The organism is Niallia sp. MER 6, from assembly GCF_023714395.1.
Lineage (GTDB): Bacteria > Bacillota > Bacilli > Bacillales > Cytobacillaceae > Niallia.
In genome coordinates this window covers 67,464-86,216 of sequence record NZ_JAMAUK010000016.1, presented here as the reverse complement: position 1 = coordinate 86,216, position 18,753 = coordinate 67,464, and the positions used below count along the sequence as shown (strand labels likewise).

Here is an 18,753-nt window from a genome sequence, read left to right as displayed (position 1 = left end):
AAGGGCTTAGGCACTATGACACAAAAAAAGGCAAATTTGATTTTAGCTACTGTCTCGATGGGATGGGGAACTTCATATATTTTTATGAAGCTTTTGGCTGATACCGTATCACCTATGACAATGGTGTCCCTGCGATTTGGGATTGCATTTATCGTAATGGCTTTATTGTTTTCAAAACGGATTTTTCCAATAGATAGGAAGACATTGAAAAATAGTATGATTACAGGATTGCTTTTATTAGGAATTTTTATGTTTCTTTCAATTGGAATGAAAAGCACCACCGCATCCACTGCAGGTTTCCTGACTAGCACAACAGTGATTTTAGTTCCTGTTTTGCAAGCAATTATTAATCGGAAATGGCCAAGTACAAAGATTACTTTAGGAGTTATCATTGTGTCTATCGGACTTTCGCTTCTGTCATTAGGCGATGACTTTGCCTTGTCAGCTGGAGCTCTCTACTGTTTAGCTGGAGCACTTTTTTATGCAGTGCATATTATCGTGACAAACCGCTTTATAAAGGTAGCAGATCCATTAAAGCTCGGTGTGTATCAGCTTGGTTTTGCGGCCATTTATGCTGCGATTAGCGGGATATTCCTATTTGATAATCTCACGCTGCCTCAAGCGGGGATGGATTGGTTGGCAATTCTCGGTTTAGCGCTGATTTGTTCTGCATATGGTTTTGTAATGCAGCCGATTGCGCAAAAGCATACTACACCTGAAATGACAGGTTTTTTATTTGCGCTGGAGCCGATTTTTGCAGCCGTGTTTGCCTTTGTTTTTCTCCAGGAAAATATCGGCCTGCAAGGATATGTAGGGGCATTACTTGTGCTTTGTGGCGTGTTGACCGCAAGTATGAACACAGATAAGATAGGAAAAGCAAAAAGGAAGCAGCAAGTTGAACTAAAGACAAAACAGCCTGTGTAAAAATCACAATAGAGCGTATTATTTGTAGTCTGAACACGTTTGAGATACTCTTTTCATGGGAGAAATACTGCTTTTAAACATAGGGGAGAGGTTAAACCGATGAATAAAATATCTCGAACAAGAACAGTATTGCTTCTGACTTTTCTCGTTATTGTCTGGGGAGTCAACTGGCCGTTATCTAAAATGGCGCTTAGCTACACACCTCCATTGCTGTTTGCAGGAATTAGAACAGTACTTGGAGGATTGATATTGCTTGTGTTTGCATTGCCAAGAATAAAGCAATTAAGATTTAAAGAAACATGGCACTTATACGTAATTTCTGCAATATTAAACATCATCATATTTTACGGATTTCAAACAGTAGGCTTAGGCTATATGCCAGCTGGATTATTTTCAAGCATCGTCTTTATTGAACCAGTTCTGCTGGGAATATTCTCATGGATTTGGCTTGGAGAGTCTATGTACGGGTGGAAAATCATCGGCTTGATACTTGGCTTTGCTGGTGTTGCCATTATCAGTACTGGCGGGTTAACAGGTGATATCTCTATGCTTGGTATTCTACTTGCGCTTGGTTCAGCAATTGGCTGGGGATTAGGAACTGTATTTGTTAAGAAGACAGGTAGTTCTGTTGATTCTATTTGGATGGTCACAATGCAGCTCCTCATTGGAGGGCTTTTCCTGTTAGGTGTAGGTTCAAGCATAGAAAGCTGGTCAAGTATTGAGTGGCAAATGCCGTTTATTGCTAATTTGCTGTTCATTTCCATCTTTGTCATCGCCTTTGGGTGGCTTGCTTACTTACTTCACCCTAGTAGGCTCTGGAGAAGCAAGCAAAGTAGGTTCCTACACCTTTCTCATCCCGCTGATTGCGATTTTTTGCAGCTCTATCGTTTTAAATGAATCGATTACTTTCAAGCTTGTGCTTGGACTTATCTGTATCATCATCAGTATCTGTTTTGTGAATATTAAGCTGAAACCAAGACGAGTGAAAACTCAAATAGAAGGATAAATTTATCTCCATGAAAAGAGCCTTTTGTGTGTAAAAGGCTCTTTGATTTTTTGCCGGCAAACTATAAATTTTATTAAAATCTATCAAAAAATACAAAATGTGGAATATTACATAAGCTGCGAAGGATTAAAACCAAGAAATTTGTTATTTTTGCTTGCATCCCGCGCCTGAACATAATAATGTGGATATAGCCTTTTTATAAAATGAACATATAGGAGTAATTTCAATCAGGGGGTAACAAATGTCACAAGCACGTCATCATGAGCTGACCATAATAGACTTTGAAAAGACAGGTCAGCAAACTATATTTGTAAAGTTAGCAGGTTTTGATGCTAACTTAGAGAAAAACTTTGCCGGCGAGGTGAAATTTGTCGGAGCTATGCCGTACGGAGATCTTATACATGCCAAAAGATCATTTTTGTCTGCTGAATGCAGAGAATATATTCAGTCATTGTTGGTGGATAAGTATAGTTCTGGGGCATTTAATTAATAAGGGGGGGTAGCATGAAAGTAGTGAGTGCAAAAGATTGTGGGAACTCCCCTAAGAAGCTTTTTATCCAAAATCATCTTATAGCTTCCGCAAAAAAAGACATTTTTGAGCTGGAAGCAACTTTCGCTGCTGATATTATTTGGACAATAGCAGGGAGTGACAGAATTTGTGGAAAAAAAGAAGTATTAGATAGCTTCAATAAAAATTGCACTGATAACATAGTGGAAGTCGGAATCCATCATATTATTACACATGGCAGTACGGCCGCCGCTAACGGCAGCTATAAAACAGCTAATAACAGCCAAATTTCCTTCTGTCATGTTTACAGCTTCGTTAGTGCTGGTAAAAATATCATTAAGGAAATGACTACATATTTAATAAGAGTATAAGGGGGTAAGTAAATGGAACCTAAATGGCTGGAATGGTCGAAGCAACTACAAGCGATTTCCCAAGCAGGCTTATCGTATTCAAAGGATGTATATGATATAGAAAGGTTCGAAGCAATCCGTAAAATAAGTGTAGAGATAATGGCTATGCATACAGAGGTGGATTCCACTATTATTAAAGACTTGTTTGCCAATGAAACAGGGTATGCCACCCCAAAGGTAGATATTAGAGCAGCTGTGTTTAAAAATAACAGAATCTTATTGGTGAAAGAAAAGACTGACGGTAAATGGGCGCTACCTGGCGGCTGGGGAGATATTGGACTGTCACCAAGTGAAGTGGCTGTTAAAGAAGTGAAAGAGGAATCGGGGTTTGATGTGAAAGCAACAAAATTAATGGCTGTGTTTGATAAGAAATTTCATGGCCATCCACCGTCTCCTTCACATGTATATAAGATACTAATAAACTGTAAAATTATTGGCGGAAATGCTGAGGTTGGAATAGAAACAAGTGAAGTTCAATTTTTTGCGGAGGATGCGTTGCCGCCTTTATCTCTGCCAAGAAATACAGAAGCACAAATCCAGATAGCTTTTAAACATCATTATAACGCTAATGAGCCAGTTTATTTTGATTAATCCTTAAAAAAGTTTTTTTTTGTATTGACACTTACTAATATTTGTTTTATTATTATCTCATATTCAAGATATCTTAAATCAAGATAAACAAAAAAGTTTTTGCTTTTATTTTTGTTAAATATCTCGAATTCGAAATAAATTCACTTAACAGTGGATGCAATTACAAGTGTAAGTAAACAATGAAATGGAAAATGCTAAAGATTATGAATTAATGAAGCGGAGGAAGAAATAATGAGCAAAAAAACAATGGGAATTCACCACATTACAGCAATTGTCGGCCATCCACAAGAAAATGTAGACTTTTATGCAGGGGTTCTAGGCTTAAGATTAGTAAAGCAAACAGTCAACTTCGATGATCCAGGAACATATCATCTATACTTTGGTAATGAAGGAGGAAAACCTGGTACCATCATCACCTTCTTTCCATGGGCCGGAGCAAAACAAGGAGTAATCGGAGATGGGCAAGTTGGTGTTACTGCGTATGCAGTGCCAGCAGGAGCAATGGCATTCTGGGAAAAAAGGCTGGAGAGTTTCCAAATACCATTTACTAAAATGGAGAGATTTGGAGAACAGTATCTTGAATTCGATGACCCACATGGTCTTCATCTAGAAATAGTCGAAAGAGCAGACGGAGAAACAAACACATGGACTTTTGGTGGCGTGACTCCAGAAGTCGCAATAAAAGGTTTTGCTGGAGCTACTTTATTATCCGCACAGCCAGAAAAAACGGCTGACTTGCTGGAAAATGTGATGGGTCTTGAATTAGTCGGCAAAGAAGGAGATTTTGCCCGCTACCGTGCAACAGCTGATATTGGTAATATCATCGATCTGAAATTAACATCTATTGGCCGCGGTCAGATGGGAGTCGGAACAGTCCACCATATTGCATGGCGTGCTATTGATGACGCAGACCACTTAGATTGGCAGGAATATATTGCAGACAATGGTTATGGAGTAACAGCTGTTCGTGACAGAAACTACTTTAATGCCATTTACTTTAAAGAACACGGAGAAATTTTATTCGAGATTGCAACAGATCCTCCAGGATTTGCGCATGATGAATCTCAACAAACAATGGGAGAGAGTTTAAAGCTGCCAGCTCAATACGAGCAGCATAGAGCACAGCTTGAAAAAGTGCTTATTCCGATAGAAGTAAGACCACTTGATTAACAGGGCAGAAGCCATTTTCAATGGCTTCACCCGCCAGGTTTTTAGATAGCATTCGTAAAATAAAATGGAATAAAAAAGGAGAAGATAGTAATGGAAGATGTAGGTTTGCTTATAATTAGAATAATGGTTGGAATTGTGTTTTTATATTATGGATCTCAGAAGCTGTTTGGCTTATTTGGAGGACATGGTATTAAAGGAACAGGCGGATGGTTTGAGTCAATCGGTGTAAAGCCAGGTATTCCGGCAGCGTTTTTAAGCGGTCTGGGCGAATTTGTAAGTGGGATTTTAATGATTCTCGGTTTGTTTTTACCTGTAGCAGCAGTTATTATAACCATTATTATGGCAGGAGCAATTGTAAAGGTGCATGGTTCTAAAGGCTTCGCTGCTGGTGGTGGCGGGTTTGAATATAACCTAATGCTAATAGTTGTGGCAATAGGACTTGCATTAATTGGTCCAGGAGCATTTGCATTAAGTTTATAATGAAAATTTAGAGGTACACTAGTATTGACCGTAATAAAAGTTAATGTTATAATTATCACGAATTAGAGATATTTTAATTAAAGGTATTTATATTTTTTTCGCTCATATCTCGAAATCGAGATAAAAAATAGGAGGATAACTTACATGAATGAGTTAAAAGGACTTCATCACATTACCGCTATAACTAGCAGCGCTGAAAAAATTTATGAATTTTTCACATACGTTTTAGGATTGCGTCTCGTGAAAAAAACAGTCAATCAAGATGACATTCAAACATATCATTTATACTTTACTGATGATGTTGGAAGTCCTGGGACAGATATGACATTCTTTGATTTCCCTGGTATTCCAAAGGGAGTGCATGGCACAAACGAGATTTCCAAAACCTCCTTCCGCGTGCCGACAGATGCAGCTCTTGAGTATTGGGTGAAACGTTTTGACAAATACGATGTGAAGCATAAAGGTATTCAAGAACAATTTGGGAAAAAGATACTTTCATTTGCTGATTTTGATGACCAGCAATATCAGTTGATTTCAGATGAACAGAATGAAGGGGTTGCAGCAGGTACACCTTGGCAAAATGGTCCAGTTCCATTGGAAAATGCTATTACTGGACTTGGCCCAATCTTTGTTCGCACCTCTTACTTTGATTATTTCAAAGAAGTGTTAGAAAAAGTATTTTTAATGAGAGAAGCAGCTCAGGAAGGCTCCTTCCATCTGTTTGAAATGGGAGAAGGCGGCAACGGAGCACAAGTTATTGTGGAATTCAATAATACCCTTCCACAAGCAAGACAAGGCTTCGGTACTGTTCACCATGCTGCCTTCCGCGTTGCCGATCGCAAAGAATTAGATCAGTGGCAAAGCCGTTTAGCAAGCTTTAAGTTGCCAAACTCCGGGTTTGTAGAGCGTTACTACTTCGGATCACTGTACTCTAATGTTGCACCACAAATATTATTCGAACTAGCAACAGATGGGCCTGGGTTTATGGGGGATGAGCCATATGAAACACTAGGCGAAAAATTATCACTGCCACCATTTTTTGAATCAAAACGGGAAGAGATTGAGAAGCTTGTCCGCCCGATTAACACTGTTCGCAGCAATTTAGAAATAGACAAAGAATACTTGTAATAAAAGGGGAATGAACATGGGTTTTTTCAATAAATTATTTGGAACAAAACAAGAGGAGGTAGTAAAAATGGAAAAATTAAATATTGGAATCGTATTAGGATCAACTCGTGAGGGACGTGTAAGTCCACAAGTAGGAGCATGGGTAAAAGAACTAGCAGACAAACGCGGTGACGCAAACTACACAATCATTGATATTGCAGATTATAAATTGCCATTCCTTGGTGAGCCAGGAGCAGACGCATCAGGTGCAGCAGCATGGTCAGAAATTATTGCTAAACAAGATGGATTCGTGTTTATTGTGCAGGAATACAACCACTCCATTACAGGTGCTTTAAAAAATGCTTTAGACTTCCTGCGTGATGAATGGAATAACAAAGCAGCAGGAATTATATCGTACGGCTCAGTCGGAGGAGCACGCGCTGCAGAACATTTACGCGGCATTTTAGGTGAGCTGCTAGTTGCAGATGTTCGTGTTCATCCAGCATTGTCCTTGTTCACTGATTTTGAAAACGGCACAGAATTTAAACCGAAAGAAGTGCAAGCAGATTCTGTTAACCAAATGCTAGACCAAGTAATTCCATGGTCTACTGCTCTAAAAACAATCCGTAAATAAATTAGTTAGTAAAAAAAGCTTGTGCTTCAGTGCACAGGCTTTTTTTTGGAAGAATGCTGATTGAATCCTTTTCTATAGTTTCTTACCCACTGATTATTGAGGTAATATATCTATTTTTTTTCACAAGTAACTGGAGACCAGAAACTATCCTTCTTAATTACTACCGACTCAACCTTCTCGAAATGATCAAAACATTTCTCAATAATAAGGTTATTTTCCTGATGATTTTTAACAATCAAGTTAATAGCTAATACACCAATGATGAGAATAAAAATGCTTGTAATTATTATTGTATTAAGTTTGTGTTTGTACAAATAGGAAACGCTCCTTCCTTATACAAAATATTAACATTAATAACAGATTTAACCTACTGAAATTTTCTCTTTGACCATTACCTTATCTAGTAAGGCTAAACATAATTAGCCACTAATAGCGAGAAACTACAGAAAAAGAAAATAAGGTGAGGTTGTATTGATGAAAATGCTTAGAATATTTCTTTTCCTTTTTACCATCCTTGTTATACCACCTTCTGTTTCCGCTCAACAAAAAGTGCCAATCTTAATTTATCATTCAATTGACGAATTTTCCGGACAAGGCTCCAAAGAGTTGTATGTTACTCCTGAAAACTTTGAAAAGCAAATTGAATATTTACGAAAAGCTGGCTTCACTTTATTAACATTTGAGCGCTGGCAGGACATTTCAAAGGTTAACAAGCCGATTTTTCTTACATTTGATGATGGATACAAAAATAACTGGGAAGTATATAAGATTTTTCGGAAATTGAAAACAGAGCAATTCCAACCGACTGCAACATTTTTTGTTATCGCAGATTTTATTGGTCGCTCTAATCGGTTATCGAATGCAGAACTAAAAGAACTTGCTGATTCCGGGATTATCTCCATCCAGTCTCATACAGCAACACACCCTGATTTAACAAAAATAACAAACTATCGAGCAGAACTAAAAGGATCGCGAGACACTATTCAAACGATTACTGGCAAACCAGTGATAGCAGTTGCCTATCCGTATGGGAGCTTTAACAGTAGCGTTATGGAGCAAGCAAAGAGGTACTATAAATTTGGACTTACTACAACTCCTGCCTATTACGCTAACGAAGGCTTGAAAGATGGGGAGTATCTGCTGCCTCGTATTTATATTAAGTACACAACCTCATTGGATGAATTTACAAAAATAGTGGAAGGAAATTAGGGTGGAATGGTGTGTACTCTTTGCCAAGCTGGCGAAAAATATGAATATTATATGGCATTTTTTGCTAAAGTGAAGACGCTTACCATCAGATAAGATATGATAGAAAAAAGCAGCTTAATTAAAGGGGGGGATGTAAAGGAATGACTTTAACGAAACTTTCTATTAGTAAAAATAGACAGCTATTAATAGGTGGTATCGCATTATGTATTATCATAGGTTGTATTTACACAGCAGCAATACTTAATCTAAAAAGGCAAGTGGAACAGGAAAATATGGTCTTAAATGAAGTGAAGGGTGCAAATACAGAATGGAAGAGTAATGGAAAGGAGTATCATTTATTAAGTGCAGTTGCGTATTTTCAAATGGAAAAAAAGGTTGGAAATCAGATTATTTTGTCTGGTTCAATGGAGCAAAAGGTAAACGTTCTTGGGAGTGAGGAATTGATAAGTTCCGCAGAGATGAAGGTTGAGGGCGAAGAAAGTAATGAACTGCTTTTTTTTGATCCGAAAGTAGAGTATGCTACACTTCCTCAAGAACTGAACAAAGCAGTTACAGAAGATACAAACACATTGATGGAGGCCGCAATTTCCTTTGATAAGCCTTATTCATTAACAGAGCTGGAAGATATTTTAGGCACCAAGCATGTTAATTGGCTATGGGTCGAATTGGATTCAGCGGTTGATAAAAAATTAAAAGAAGAGGAAGGACAATCAGAAGATTACACCACATATGTGGAAGGGCATTCGGCTATCGGTTTTCCAGTAAATGGGCCTGGATTCGAAATAAAAGGGCAGCTTTTTCTTAATAAGCTAGCAAAACAAATGCAGGAAGAGACATATCGCAAGGAAGCTCAGCTTATTTTAACAGCGCTTAACAAAACCTCTGCCCCATCTGTTACGGATATTAAGGCAAGAGGTACCGTTGTTTCTGGAACACCGGAACAGCTGCAGACTCTAGCGAAATTAAAGATAATCAGAGCATCTACAATTGGCGCTAAAATTACTCAACAAAAGGAGGATCAGGCACTTTGAAGCATGAATGGCGAAAACATGAAAAGGGGTTGTACTTGCCAAAAGCAAAACCAGAGCTTGTGACTGTTCCAGAGCAAAAGTTTTTTATGATAGATGGACAAGGAAATCCGAATGGAGAAGAATTTGCAGAAAAGATTAAGGTCTTATATTCCCTTGCATATGCAATTCGGATGATGCCAAAAGGCGGCTATACACCTCAAGGGTATTTCGAATATACTGTTTATCCTTTAGAAGGGATATGGAGCTTAACAGAAAAAGGCAGGCAGCTGCAGGAATTAAATAAAGATGAATTTTTATACACGATTATGATCAGGCAGCCGGACTTTGTATCAGAAGAATTAGCCCAATTAGTAATGGAACAAGTAAAGAAAAAGAAGCCTCATCCTTATCTGGAGGATGCATATTTCCAAACAGCAGAACAAGAAGAATGTGTGCAGATGCTCCATGTAGGTCCATATGATAATGAACCCGAAACCTTCGCGATAATGCATGAGTTTACTAAGAATAATAACTTAGAGAGAATATCCCTTGAACACCGGGAAATATATTTATCTGATGCGAGAAAGGCAGCTTCAGCGAAATTAAAAACAGTATTAAGATATAAGATTAGTCATATGCAAACAGAAATATAAGGGGGAAAAGGGAACTTAGTCAGTTCCCTTTTTATATGGTTGACTAAAACCTACCAATATTTGTATGATTATTGCAAGGAAGCAAGTAACCTCGATTGGAGTGGGGAATATGAATCAATCAAGCTGTCCGAATTGCAACGGAAGTGACATCAAGAAGGGGATTATCGCATCAGGTGTTAATGCTTTGCATATGTACGCTTACGAAAATAGAAGAAGCGAGCCTTCGCCAATCCTGTCATACTATTGTGCAGATTGCGGGTATATTATTGGTTCGTTTGTGGAAAATCCCAGCAAAATAAAAGAATGAATATTTTTATAGTAAGTTAATGTAATTGTTCCTAAATACATCTGGAGGATAGTTATGAATCTCATTCTGGAATCTAGTAATCTTCAAGATTATTTAAAAGAACAAGTTGAAGTTGATTTTTCTCACCCTCTCATTCAAGCTGCCTCAGAGGAGCTGTTTGTTAATACATATACAGACTTGGAGAAGGTTAAAAAGGCTTTTGAGTTTGTTCGTGATGAAATTTATCATTCGTGGGATATACAAGGAAAGCTCGTAACTTGTGCTGCTTCAGATGTGTTGGCAAATAAACAAGGCATATGTTATGCTAAGTCGCATTTGCTAGCAGCAATTCTGCGGTCACAAGGAATTCCAACAGGCTTTTGTTACCAGAGGCTGCTGCTGTTTCAAACTCCTGAAGAAGGATACTGTGTGCACGCATTAAACGCTGTGTATATAAAATCCCTTTCAAAATGGATTAGATTGGATGCCAGAGGCAATAAAAAAGGGGTTAATGCTCAGTTTTCCATTGAAAAGGAAAAACTAGCTTTTACTATCAACGAGGAGCTTGGTGAAGTGGACTATCCTGTCATATACGTTCATCCACATCCGAAGGTACTTGCTGTCCTTAAGGAAAATAAGGATGCGATTACCATGTATAAAGAGCGTTTGCCAGAAGCGCTTTGAGTTTAATAGAGCGGTGGAGGAAAACTTATGAAACATAAACCTTACGTTATTTCTATTGCTGCTGTGTCTGGCGGCGGCAAAACGGCAGTAGCAAAGCACTTAGCAGCTAAGTGGAATAAAGGAGTGCAACTTATTCATTTTGATGACTATGAGTTAAAAGGACCGCATCACTTTGGGGAATGGGCCAAGAAAAGTGGAGATTATAATGATTGGGATGTTCTACCTATTGTTGTCGATATTTGCTCATCACTTGAAAATCCAGCGGTTGAAATTATTATTTTAGATTATCCGTTCTCCACTCTTAATACCCAGTTGCAGCATTTGATAGATTTATCTATTTACATAGACACTCCGTTAGATATTGCGATGGCCCGAAGGATAGTTCGTGATGAGTTTAGCTCTATTACTGAAATACGAACAAATTGTCAAAGTTACTTGAATGAAGGCAGACGCGCATATCAAGTCATGGTTGAAAAAGTAAAGCCAAGCGCTGATATAGTAATCGATGGTACATTACAGCTGGAAGAAATAACAGCTAGGATATTTACTAACATAAAACAGGAGCGGAAGTAGTAATGAATATAAGGATTTCAGCTAAAGCAATAATCATAGATAATGACAAGTTATTGTTAACGAAGAATCAAGACGACGAAGGGTATTTTTATTTATTCCCAGGCGGCGGGCAGGAGCACGGTGAAACATTGGAACAGGCCGTTAGAAGAGAGTGCCTGGAAGAAGTCGGGGAACAAGTGGAAGTCGGTTCATTGGTTTTTATTCGCGAATATATCGGCAAAAACCATGAGCATGCTTCGTTTGATTATGACTTCCATCAAGTTGAGCATTATTTTATTTGTAATATAGAAAATGGTCAAAGTGAAAAAACAAAACCAGCAAATCCTGACACTAATCAAGTCGGTCTTGAATGGCTGCCTATCGATAAGTTACTTGACTACAGGATATATCCGAAAGAACTGCTTCAACAAATTATTAACTATACACAAAATATCACCACACCTGTATATTTAGGAGACATTAATTAATATACGCTTTTGAAACCAAAAAGGAGGAAAGATACTGCAGCATTGATTAGTTTATTTCCCGCAGTCTCTTCCCATCATGCATCTCTTGAATGCCTTCCTCACAGACCCCGTATGAACGCCAAGAGCATGTTTCACATACTACTTGAATATCGGCAGGCACAGTTCGATTTCGAACAGCTGCTTCAATATTCCGCCACTGCAGTATCTCGCCAATTTGAAGGCCTAACTTTTTGAGAATGGCAGCATCTCTTTCATATATATGTGGATCCTGACAGTGATACTTCCCTGAGTTTGGGTATTTTTCGCATAAATGATCAGGTTCATTTACGATTTGAATATATGTATGAGGATTATTTCTCAATGTTTGATGCAGTTTTGTCATGTTTTTTACATATTCCTCTGAATATCCCATGCCTCTGTATCCTAATAGACAAAAAAGATGATGACCTCGCAATTTATACATCATTCTAATCCTCCGTAAAAATAATAAGTTAACCATAAAGAATATATGGTTAACTTATTATTAATATAACATTTAATGATGTTATCGTAAATATAGATGGTTTTTACATGTTTAAATAAAATCAATTTAATGAGAAATCAGCTGCCAATATTATGGAAGCTGATTTTTTTTGCAGCTAATTCAAATCGAATTGTCGCGAGTAAAGCTGGGCATATGTTCCATAGTTTCGAATTAACTTATCATGTGAGCCTTCCTCTAAAATACCATCTTTATTTAAAATGATGATTCGGTCTGCATTGCGAATGCTTGACAGGCGGTGTGCGATTACAATCGTAGTCCTATTCTTTGTTAACGCTTCCAACGATTTCTTGACAACTGCTTCGCTTGCGTTATCCAAGGCACTTGTCGCTTCGTCAAAAATAAGAATGGACGGGTTTTTCAGAAAAACTCGGGCAATGCTGAGGCGCTGCTTTTGGCCACCAGACAGCTTAATGCCTCGTTGACCTATTTCAGAGTGGTAGCCGTTCGGTAAGTTCATAATAAAATCATGGGCATCAGCATGCTTTGCGGCTGTGATTATTTCATCTATCGTTGCAGCAGGCTTGCCATAGCGAATATTATCTAGAATGGTGCCTGTAAATAGATAAACATCTTGCTGGACAATGCCAATTGATCTTCTTAAATAATCGAGTTTATAATCTCAGACATCCATATTATCTACGAGCACTTTGCCTTCTGACACATCATAAAAGCGGGGGATGAGGGAACATAATGATGTCTTTCCGATTCCTGACATCCCAACTAAAGCGACATACTCACCTGGCTGTATACACAAAGACAAATTCTCGAAAACATTATGCAAACGGTCTTCATAGCGGAAGGAAATATGGCGAAACTCCACTTTTCCAGCTATGACAGCTCTGGGTAAGCTTTGTGTTTCTGCTTCAGGTTTGGTTTTCATAATTTCCATAAATCGCTGAAAGCCTGTAATCCCTTCTTGTAGCTGTGTGCTCATATGTGCAAGATGAGAAACAGGTTCAATCATAAAGTTGATATACAGCAAAAAAGTCAGCAAATCAGCTAAGTCTAATGTTTCGTTGGTAATTTTGGCACTGCCGATGACGACTACTGTTACAGTGATTAGTTGGAGCAATACTTGAAAAATATTATAGAAAGTTGCTTCTGCTTTATATGTGTTTTTACGCCTTTCAAAAAAAGAGCTGTTCTTTTGGTTGAATTTTAGTATTTCTTCTTGTTCGTTAACAAAGGATTTCACTGTTCTTATACCGGCTAAACTGTCCTCAACCTGAGCATTAACCTCGGCAATCCGTTCTTTGTTGTTACGTAACGCTTTATTAACCACCTTATTAAACAAGAAGGCACATATAGCCAAAACTGGGGTAAAACAAAATACAACAATAGTTAAAGCTGCATTGATATGAAACAGAATAACGAAAGCGCCGAAAAAGCGGACGCTGTATTTCAGATAATCTTCCGGTCCATGATGGTACAGCTCTGAGAGGAGCAGCAAATCATTGGTAATTCTGGACATTAGCTGACCCGTTTTTTCTTTATCAAAAAAGCTGAAAGGCAGACTTTGCATATGCGCAAACAGCTCACTTCGCATGTCTGTTTCCATGCGAGCACCAAGCTCATGCCCTTTATAATCAACATAAAAATAGATAAGATTTTGCACGATAACCAATGCAAGCATTAACCCGCCGACCCAATATATCTGATCCAATCCGGCCGAATAACTTCCAGCTAGAAAATCCTTTGTAATATAGCGCACAAGCAATGGAAAAGCCAATGCTAGAGTTGATGCGAGCAAAGCACAAGCTAGAATGGAAAAAAACTGCTTTAAATATGGCTGATAATAGGAAAGAAATTTCTTTATAGGAAAATCCATGTTTTAACCCCTTAAATGTATTATTTAAATAATTCATATAAGGGGATACACATCTGAAAAATTATGAATCAGTGCGCCCCTTATAGTTTTCTGCGCATAAAATCATGTTTTTGTTTTTCATCTGAATTCCTCCTTAGCTTAGATAGATTCATTATATACTGCAGTCAGAATGTTTAGAATACAGGTATGTAAGTTAATTGTGCCTAAATAATTACATTTTGCGCTCTATAGATGAAAGCAAGCACCAAACTTAAGAGCGCTTGCTTTTTTATGTATAAAATTAGACTTCATTAGGGAGAAGCCCCCATGCTTCTGTTAAGGCTTTGGCGATTGCTTGCAGTGCCTTCTGTTCGTCTGCACCATCTGCCCACACCTTGAAATATGCTCCCGGTTTTATTTCCAATGACATAACCTCCATTATGGCACAGGGAGAGTTTTGTAGATTTACTGAACGGTTATTATATTCGAGGAAAATTCGCGATTGAAACATAGAGGCACTGCTTACTAACAAACATGCCGGGCGGGCAAATCCTGTTATGGCAATAATGTTAAAATGCATTTCTGTCATTTTTTGAAACTACTCCTTTCATCCAAGGTAAAATATGGATGTCTGTATCTTTATTATGGTATAAAAAAACAGTGTACCGGTAACCTAATCATCGCAAAAGATTGCCTAATACTCTCACAGCACTTACTAAAATTACAGGAATTGGTTTATAATCACTAATAGTGAGTGAGGTTTTAAGGAGGCAGTTATGACAGAACTATCAACAAATCAATTGAATGAGCTGAGCAAGCTTATAAACCGTTTTACAAATAGTGAAGGTTCAAATAAAACAGCTATTCCGTCATTATTTTTTATCCGGGAATCTGATATTACTGAACCAATTCATGCCGTATTTAAACCGTCGTTTTGCATCATTCTTCAAGGAGAAAAAGAAGTGCTACTTGCTAGTGACCGCTTCCGGTACGGTCCTCAAGACTATATTGTTTCATCTGTTCACTTGCCGGTAACCGGACAGGTAATTAAAGCTTCTAAAGATATACCTTACTTGGCATTTAAGCTTGAATTTACACCGAGTGAAATTTTATCGCTTTTAGATGAAGCTAGAAATGAAAGAGCAAACCAGAAGATGAACAGAGCAATGTTCATAGACAAGGCAGAACCAGTTTTGTTGGATGCAGTAACTCGCCTTGCCCGTTTATTAGATAGACCACAGGATATACCTGTACTGGCTCCACTTTATAAGAAAGAAATTTTGTATTTAGTTTTGCAAGGGCCACATGGAAACATATTAGAGCAAATGGCGTTAGAAGGAAGCCAAGTCTATCGAATTAGGGAAGTAATTGAGTATATTAAACGTCACTACGTCGAAGCTTTTCGGATAGAAGAGCTTGCGGAAAAGGTAAATATGAGTGTGGCGACACTGCATCGGTACTTCAAACAAGTTACAGCAATGAGCCCGATACAATTCCAAAAGAACTTAAGGCTGCAGGAAGCAAGGAGGCGTTTATTGGCAGAAGCAACAGACGCAGCAGAAGTTGCCTTCCAGGTCGGCTATGAAAGTCCGTCCCAGTTCAGCCGAGAGTATTCCCGAATGTTTGGGCTACCGCCTAAAGAAGACATTAAACAGCTTAGGGAAAATCAAGTACACAGCAAAAATGCCTAATAGTAAAAAGCGGACCGAATTCATGAGTTCGGTCCGCTTTTTCTTATAAAGAATTATACGTGCTATCACTTACAGGCTCCAGCCACTCTGTTTCTCCCGGTGTCAAAGCAAGATGGACAAACCAGCTGTCCTTGGTTGCCCCATGCCAATGTTTTGTATTAGCTGGTATATTGACTACGTCTCCAGCTTTAAGAAGCTGAGCCGTTTTCCCTTCTTCTTGGTACCAGCCTTCGCCGCCAGTAACTAACAATACTTGCCCGACTTTATGTGAATGCCAGTTATTGCGCGCACCTGGAGCAAATGTAACATTACCGATGGAAGTATTAAGGGGGCTTGGGTCTGTGAAAACCATCTGTAAATAGGCATCCCCGCTAAAATTTGCTGTTACTTTTTCTCCTCGTGGAAAAATGATGCTGTTATTCAACTGTTCGTTTTCCATATTATTACCTGCCTTCTTCTGATTCGTAGATTGATTTCGCGATGTTGAATGCTGACCAGGCTTTTGGCCAACCAGCATAAAATGCAAGATGTGTAATTATTTCGGCGATTTCTTCCTTTGTTATTCCATTAGCCTTTGCCTTATGCAAATGGGGTGTTAACTGTTCAAAGTTGCCGCCTGCTAATAATGCGGAAACTGTTATCATGCTGCGGTCCCGGGGTGAGAGCTCTTTTTCTCTTGACCAAACCTCTCCGAATAGCACATCATCATTTAACTCAGCAAATTTTGGAGCAAAATCTCCTAATAAATCTCGTTCAGCTGTTTGTTTTTCCGCCATTTAGCTCATTCCTTTCTTAAACTATCGCTTTACAAGATGAAGTATAGACCTTAAAGTGTACTTTAAGGCAAGGGAATGGATGATAGTTTTTAAGAAAATCGTTTATTTTCTTAAGCATTTACATAAGTCAATGCTGTTAAAAGCAATATACAAATAGAGGTGGACCATTTGACTTATTCTATTGGAGAGTTTGCTAAGATTATCGGTGTAACATCAAGCATGCTCAGATACTACGAAAAAGAAGGGCTATTAACTCCCGGACGAGATGAAAATAATCTGCGGGAATATACAGAACAGGATATTGGCTGGGTTCAATTCTTGCTGCATTTAAAGAGTTCCGGCATGTCGATTACAGAGCTGAAACAATATACAAATTGGCGTGCAATAGGCGAATCGACAATTTTAGAAAGAAAAGATCTTCTCGAAAAACGGAAAAGTCTTCTAGCAAAGCAAATACAAGAGCTGCAGGAAAGTATGAATATCTTAACCAGTAAAATTGAATTTTATCAAGATCAGCTAGACGGTAACAAATACGATTTTGTTCTTTATCATCATGAAAAGTCAAAATAAGGCTAATGGGCATAAACCCATTAGCCTTATAATTTCTTCTATATGTAGCATCCTAAAGAGGCTGTTTTAAAAAAAATTGTTGTAAAAAAATAAGAGTAATTGCTGAAAGTGCTTTTATTTGGTATGATAACTAACGACCGTTCGTTAGAATGGTTTCGCAAATAAAAGATTACATCTTACTAGGGAAGTGAGTGCATATGCAAAAACCAATCAAAGAACAAAAAATGGTTTTAGTTATTTTATTAAGCAATCTTTTTATCGTATTTTTAGGAATAGGCTTGATTATTCCTGTCATGCCTTCCTTCATGAACATGATGCATATAACAGGAAGCACAATGGGCTATCTTGTTGCTGTGTTTGCTTTCTCGCAGCTTGTTGTGTCACCTTTTGCAGGAAGATGGGTAGACCGGTTTGGCAGAAAAAAGATGATTGTTATCGGTCTTGTAATATTTGGAGTGTCTGAATTGATTTTCGGATTGGGAACCAATGTTGCTGTATTATATATATCGAGAATATTGGGTGGTGTCAGCGCTGCGTTTATTATGCCAGCTGTAACGGCATATGTTGCAGATATTACAACCATTCAGGAAAGATCAAAGGCGATGGGCTATGTTTCTGCTGCAATCAGCACAGGCTTTATTATTGGCCCGGGAGCAGGGGGCTTTATCGCTGACTTTGGCATTCGAATGCCGTTTTTCTTTGCTGCTGCGATTGCATTCCTGGCAGCATTCACATCTGTCTTTATTTTGAAAGAGCCGTTGTCTAAGAGTGAGCTTGCTGAGCTTGCTGAAAATAGTCAGAAAACTAACTTCTTGAAAGACTTGAAACAATCACTACATCCGATTTATCTGATTGCCTTTATCATTGTGTTTGTTCTTGCCTTTGGTTTATCTGCTTATGAAACGGTGTTCAGCCTGTTCTCTGATCATAAGTTTGGCTTCACACCGAAGGATATTGCCACAATTATTACGATTAGTTCCATTTTCGCTGTTATTGTTCAAATTGCATGGTTCGGTAAATTAGTAAATAAGCTTGGTGAAAAAAGGGTTATCCAGCTTTGTTTAATTGTTGGTGCAGTATTAGCCTTCGTTTCGACATTTATGTCAGGATTTATCGTTGTCTTGCTTGTTACATGCTTTATTTTCTTAGCATTCGATCTGCTGCGCCCAGCATTGACAACTTTTTTGTCCAAAGCGGCTGGCAAACAGCAAGGTTTTGTTGCTGGAATGAACTCAACCTACACAAGCTTAGGAAATATTTTTGGTCCTGCCCTAGGCGGAATTTTATTTGATCTAAATATTAATTTCCCATTCCTTTTTGCAGGCGTTGTTATGATAGTAGGCTTATGCCTTACTGTCGTGTGGAAAGAAAAAGCGTTAAATGAAGTATCATACTAAACAAAAGGCCTTCACTTACGGTGGAGGTTCTTTTTTGTGGAAATGTTCTAAAAATAATTGTCTCCAATGTTCCAAGAAAATATAATAAAAGCAGAGATGGAAGAAAGGGGAATTAATATTTCATATGTGGCTAACTCTTTAATGACTATCGAATCGAAACAAATCCTGATAGGGAAGTTGTATGTTGCGGTATTTAAATATCATTAAAGGGATGCGGGGTATGGAATTATTTATTTCCGCTGCTAAGCAGAGTCCA

General features: G+C 38.2%; 22 protein-coding genes and 2 pseudogenes. 19 read left to right on the top strand and 5 right to left on the bottom strand.

Features of this window, described 5'->3' with window-relative positions; translation table 11 throughout:
* Positions 1-15 precede the first annotated feature (15 nt).
* The 16 genes and pseudogenes from M3600_RS18045 to M3600_RS17970 all read left to right on the top strand — a co-directional run bounded on the left by M3600_RS18045 (position 16) and on the right by M3600_RS17970 (position 11,712).
* A complete protein-coding gene (locus M3600_RS18045; RefSeq protein ID WP_251646963.1) occupies positions 16-924 on the top strand; it encodes a DMT family transporter in 909 nt (302 codons plus the stop codon).
* Between the two features lie 99 nt (positions 925-1,023).
* Positions 1,024-1,930 (top strand): annotated as a pseudogene (locus M3600_RS18040) (DMT family transporter).
* Positions 1,931-2,171: 241 nt separating this feature from the next.
* Entirely contained in the window at positions 2,172-2,420 is a 249-nt protein-coding gene (locus tag M3600_RS18035) for a hypothetical protein (RefSeq protein WP_233315575.1), read from the top strand.
* A 14-nt stretch (positions 2,421-2,434) separates the two neighbouring features.
* Complete coding sequence (locus M3600_RS18030; protein ID WP_233315574.1) at positions 2,435-2,809, top strand: nuclear transport factor 2 family protein; 375 nt, start codon at positions 2,435-2,437, stop codon at positions 2,807-2,809.
* A gap of 12 nt (positions 2,810-2,821) precedes the next feature.
* Positions 2,822-3,439 (top strand): NUDIX hydrolase, encoded by a 618-nt coding sequence (locus M3600_RS18025; RefSeq protein WP_237944016.1) that lies wholly within the window; start codon positions 2,822-2,824, stop codon positions 3,437-3,439.
* 231 nt (positions 3,440-3,670) lie between these two features.
* A complete protein-coding gene (locus M3600_RS18020) occupies positions 3,671-4,609 on the top strand; it encodes a ring-cleaving dioxygenase (RefSeq protein WP_233315572.1) in 939 nt (312 codons plus the stop codon).
* A 90-nt stretch (positions 4,610-4,699) separates the two neighbouring features.
* Positions 4,700-5,089, top strand: a complete 390-nt coding sequence (locus tag M3600_RS18015; protein ID WP_233315571.1) for a DoxX family protein — start codon at positions 4,700-4,702, stop codon at positions 5,087-5,089.
* 144 nt (positions 5,090-5,233) lie between these two features.
* The gene (locus tag M3600_RS18010; protein ID WP_233315570.1) at positions 5,234-6,217 is read left to right on the top strand and encodes a ring-cleaving dioxygenase; all 984 of its coding nucleotides are present in this window, start codon (positions 5,234-5,236) and stop codon (positions 6,215-6,217) included.
* A 16-nt stretch (positions 6,218-6,233) separates the two neighbouring features.
* The gene (locus tag M3600_RS18005) at positions 6,234-6,830 is read left to right on the top strand and encodes an NADPH-dependent FMN reductase (RefSeq protein WP_251646961.1); all 597 of its coding nucleotides are present in this window, start codon (positions 6,234-6,236) and stop codon (positions 6,828-6,830) included.
* A gap of 474 nt (positions 6,831-7,304) precedes the next feature.
* Complete coding sequence (locus tag M3600_RS18000; protein ID WP_233315664.1) at positions 7,305-8,039, top strand: polysaccharide deacetylase family protein; 735 nt, start codon at positions 7,305-7,307, stop codon at positions 8,037-8,039.
* Between the two features lie 140 nt (positions 8,040-8,179).
* A complete protein-coding gene (locus tag M3600_RS17995) occupies positions 8,180-9,070 on the top strand; it encodes an anti sigma factor C-terminal domain-containing protein (protein ID WP_251646959.1) in 891 nt (296 codons plus the stop codon).
* Positions 9,067-9,702: a GyrI-like domain-containing protein gene (locus tag M3600_RS17990; protein WP_251646957.1), complete on the top strand. Its 636-nt coding sequence runs from the start codon at positions 9,067-9,069 to the stop codon at positions 9,700-9,702. Before M3600_RS17995 ends, M3600_RS17990 begins: the two co-directional genes overlap by 4 nt.
* 109 nt (positions 9,703-9,811) lie before the next feature.
* A complete protein-coding gene (locus M3600_RS17985; RefSeq protein ID WP_233315566.1) occupies positions 9,812-10,009 on the top strand; it encodes an acetyltransferase in 198 nt (65 codons plus the stop codon).
* Positions 10,010-10,063: 54 nt separating this feature from the next.
* Complete coding sequence (locus tag M3600_RS17980; protein ID WP_237944035.1) at positions 10,064-10,672, top strand: transglutaminase-like domain-containing protein; 609 nt, start codon at positions 10,064-10,066, stop codon at positions 10,670-10,672.
* Positions 10,673-10,699: 27 nt separating this feature from the next.
* Positions 10,700-11,245, top strand: a complete 546-nt coding sequence (locus tag M3600_RS17975; RefSeq protein WP_233315564.1) for a nucleoside/nucleotide kinase family protein — start codon at positions 10,700-10,702, stop codon at positions 11,243-11,245.
* Positions 11,246-11,247: 2 nt separating this feature from the next.
* Positions 11,248-11,712 carry an NUDIX domain-containing protein gene (locus M3600_RS17970; protein ID WP_237944038.1) on the top strand — a complete coding sequence of 155 codons (465 nt, stop codon included), beginning with the start codon at positions 11,248-11,250 and terminating at the stop codon, positions 11,710-11,712.
* A 46-nt stretch (positions 11,713-11,758) separates the two neighbouring features.
* Here M3600_RS17970 and M3600_RS17965 read toward each other — a convergent pair whose 3' ends face one another.
* The 3 genes and pseudogenes from M3600_RS17965 to M3600_RS17955 all read right to left on the bottom strand — a co-directional run bounded on the left by M3600_RS17965 (position 11,759) and on the right by M3600_RS17955 (position 14,652).
* A complete protein-coding gene (locus tag M3600_RS17965; protein ID WP_233315663.1) occupies positions 11,759-12,175 on the bottom strand; it encodes a DUF1284 domain-containing protein in 417 nt (138 codons plus the stop codon).
* A gap of 175 nt (positions 12,176-12,350) precedes the next feature.
* Positions 12,351-14,084 (bottom strand): annotated as a pseudogene (locus M3600_RS17960) (ABC transporter ATP-binding protein).
* 280 nt (positions 14,085-14,364) lie between these two features.
* Positions 14,365-14,652: an HPr family phosphocarrier protein gene (locus tag M3600_RS17955; protein WP_233315561.1), complete on the bottom strand. Its 288-nt coding sequence runs from the start codon at positions 14,650-14,652 to the stop codon at positions 14,365-14,367.
* 187 nt (positions 14,653-14,839) lie between these two features.
* Between M3600_RS17955 and M3600_RS17950 the strand changes: the two genes are divergently transcribed.
* Complete coding sequence (locus M3600_RS17950) at positions 14,840-15,754, top strand: AraC family transcriptional regulator (RefSeq protein ID WP_251646955.1); 915 nt, start codon at positions 14,840-14,842, stop codon at positions 15,752-15,754.
* A gap of 43 nt (positions 15,755-15,797) precedes the next feature.
* Here the strand turns inward: M3600_RS17950 and M3600_RS17945 are convergent, their stop codons facing one another.
* Positions 15,798-16,193 (bottom strand): cupin domain-containing protein, encoded by a 396-nt coding sequence (locus M3600_RS17945; RefSeq protein ID WP_233315559.1) that lies wholly within the window; start codon positions 16,191-16,193, stop codon positions 15,798-15,800.
* A 4-nt stretch (positions 16,194-16,197) separates the two neighbouring features.
* Positions 16,198-16,530, bottom strand: a complete 333-nt coding sequence (locus tag M3600_RS17940) for a carboxymuconolactone decarboxylase family protein (RefSeq protein WP_251646954.1) — start codon at positions 16,528-16,530, stop codon at positions 16,198-16,200.
* Positions 16,531-16,698: 168 nt separating this feature from the next.
* Between M3600_RS17940 and M3600_RS17935 the strand changes: the two genes are divergently transcribed.
* Together M3600_RS17935 and M3600_RS17930 are read left to right on the top strand one after the other, a co-directional pair.
* Positions 16,699-17,100, top strand: a complete 402-nt coding sequence (locus M3600_RS17935; RefSeq protein ID WP_237944046.1) for a MerR family transcriptional regulator — start codon at positions 16,699-16,701, stop codon at positions 17,098-17,100.
* Positions 17,101-17,297: 197 nt separating this feature from the next.
* The gene (locus tag M3600_RS17930; RefSeq protein ID WP_233315556.1) at positions 17,298-18,497 is read left to right on the top strand and encodes an MFS transporter; all 1,200 of its coding nucleotides are present in this window, start codon (positions 17,298-17,300) and stop codon (positions 18,495-18,497) included.
* Positions 18,498-18,753 lie beyond the last annotated feature (256 nt).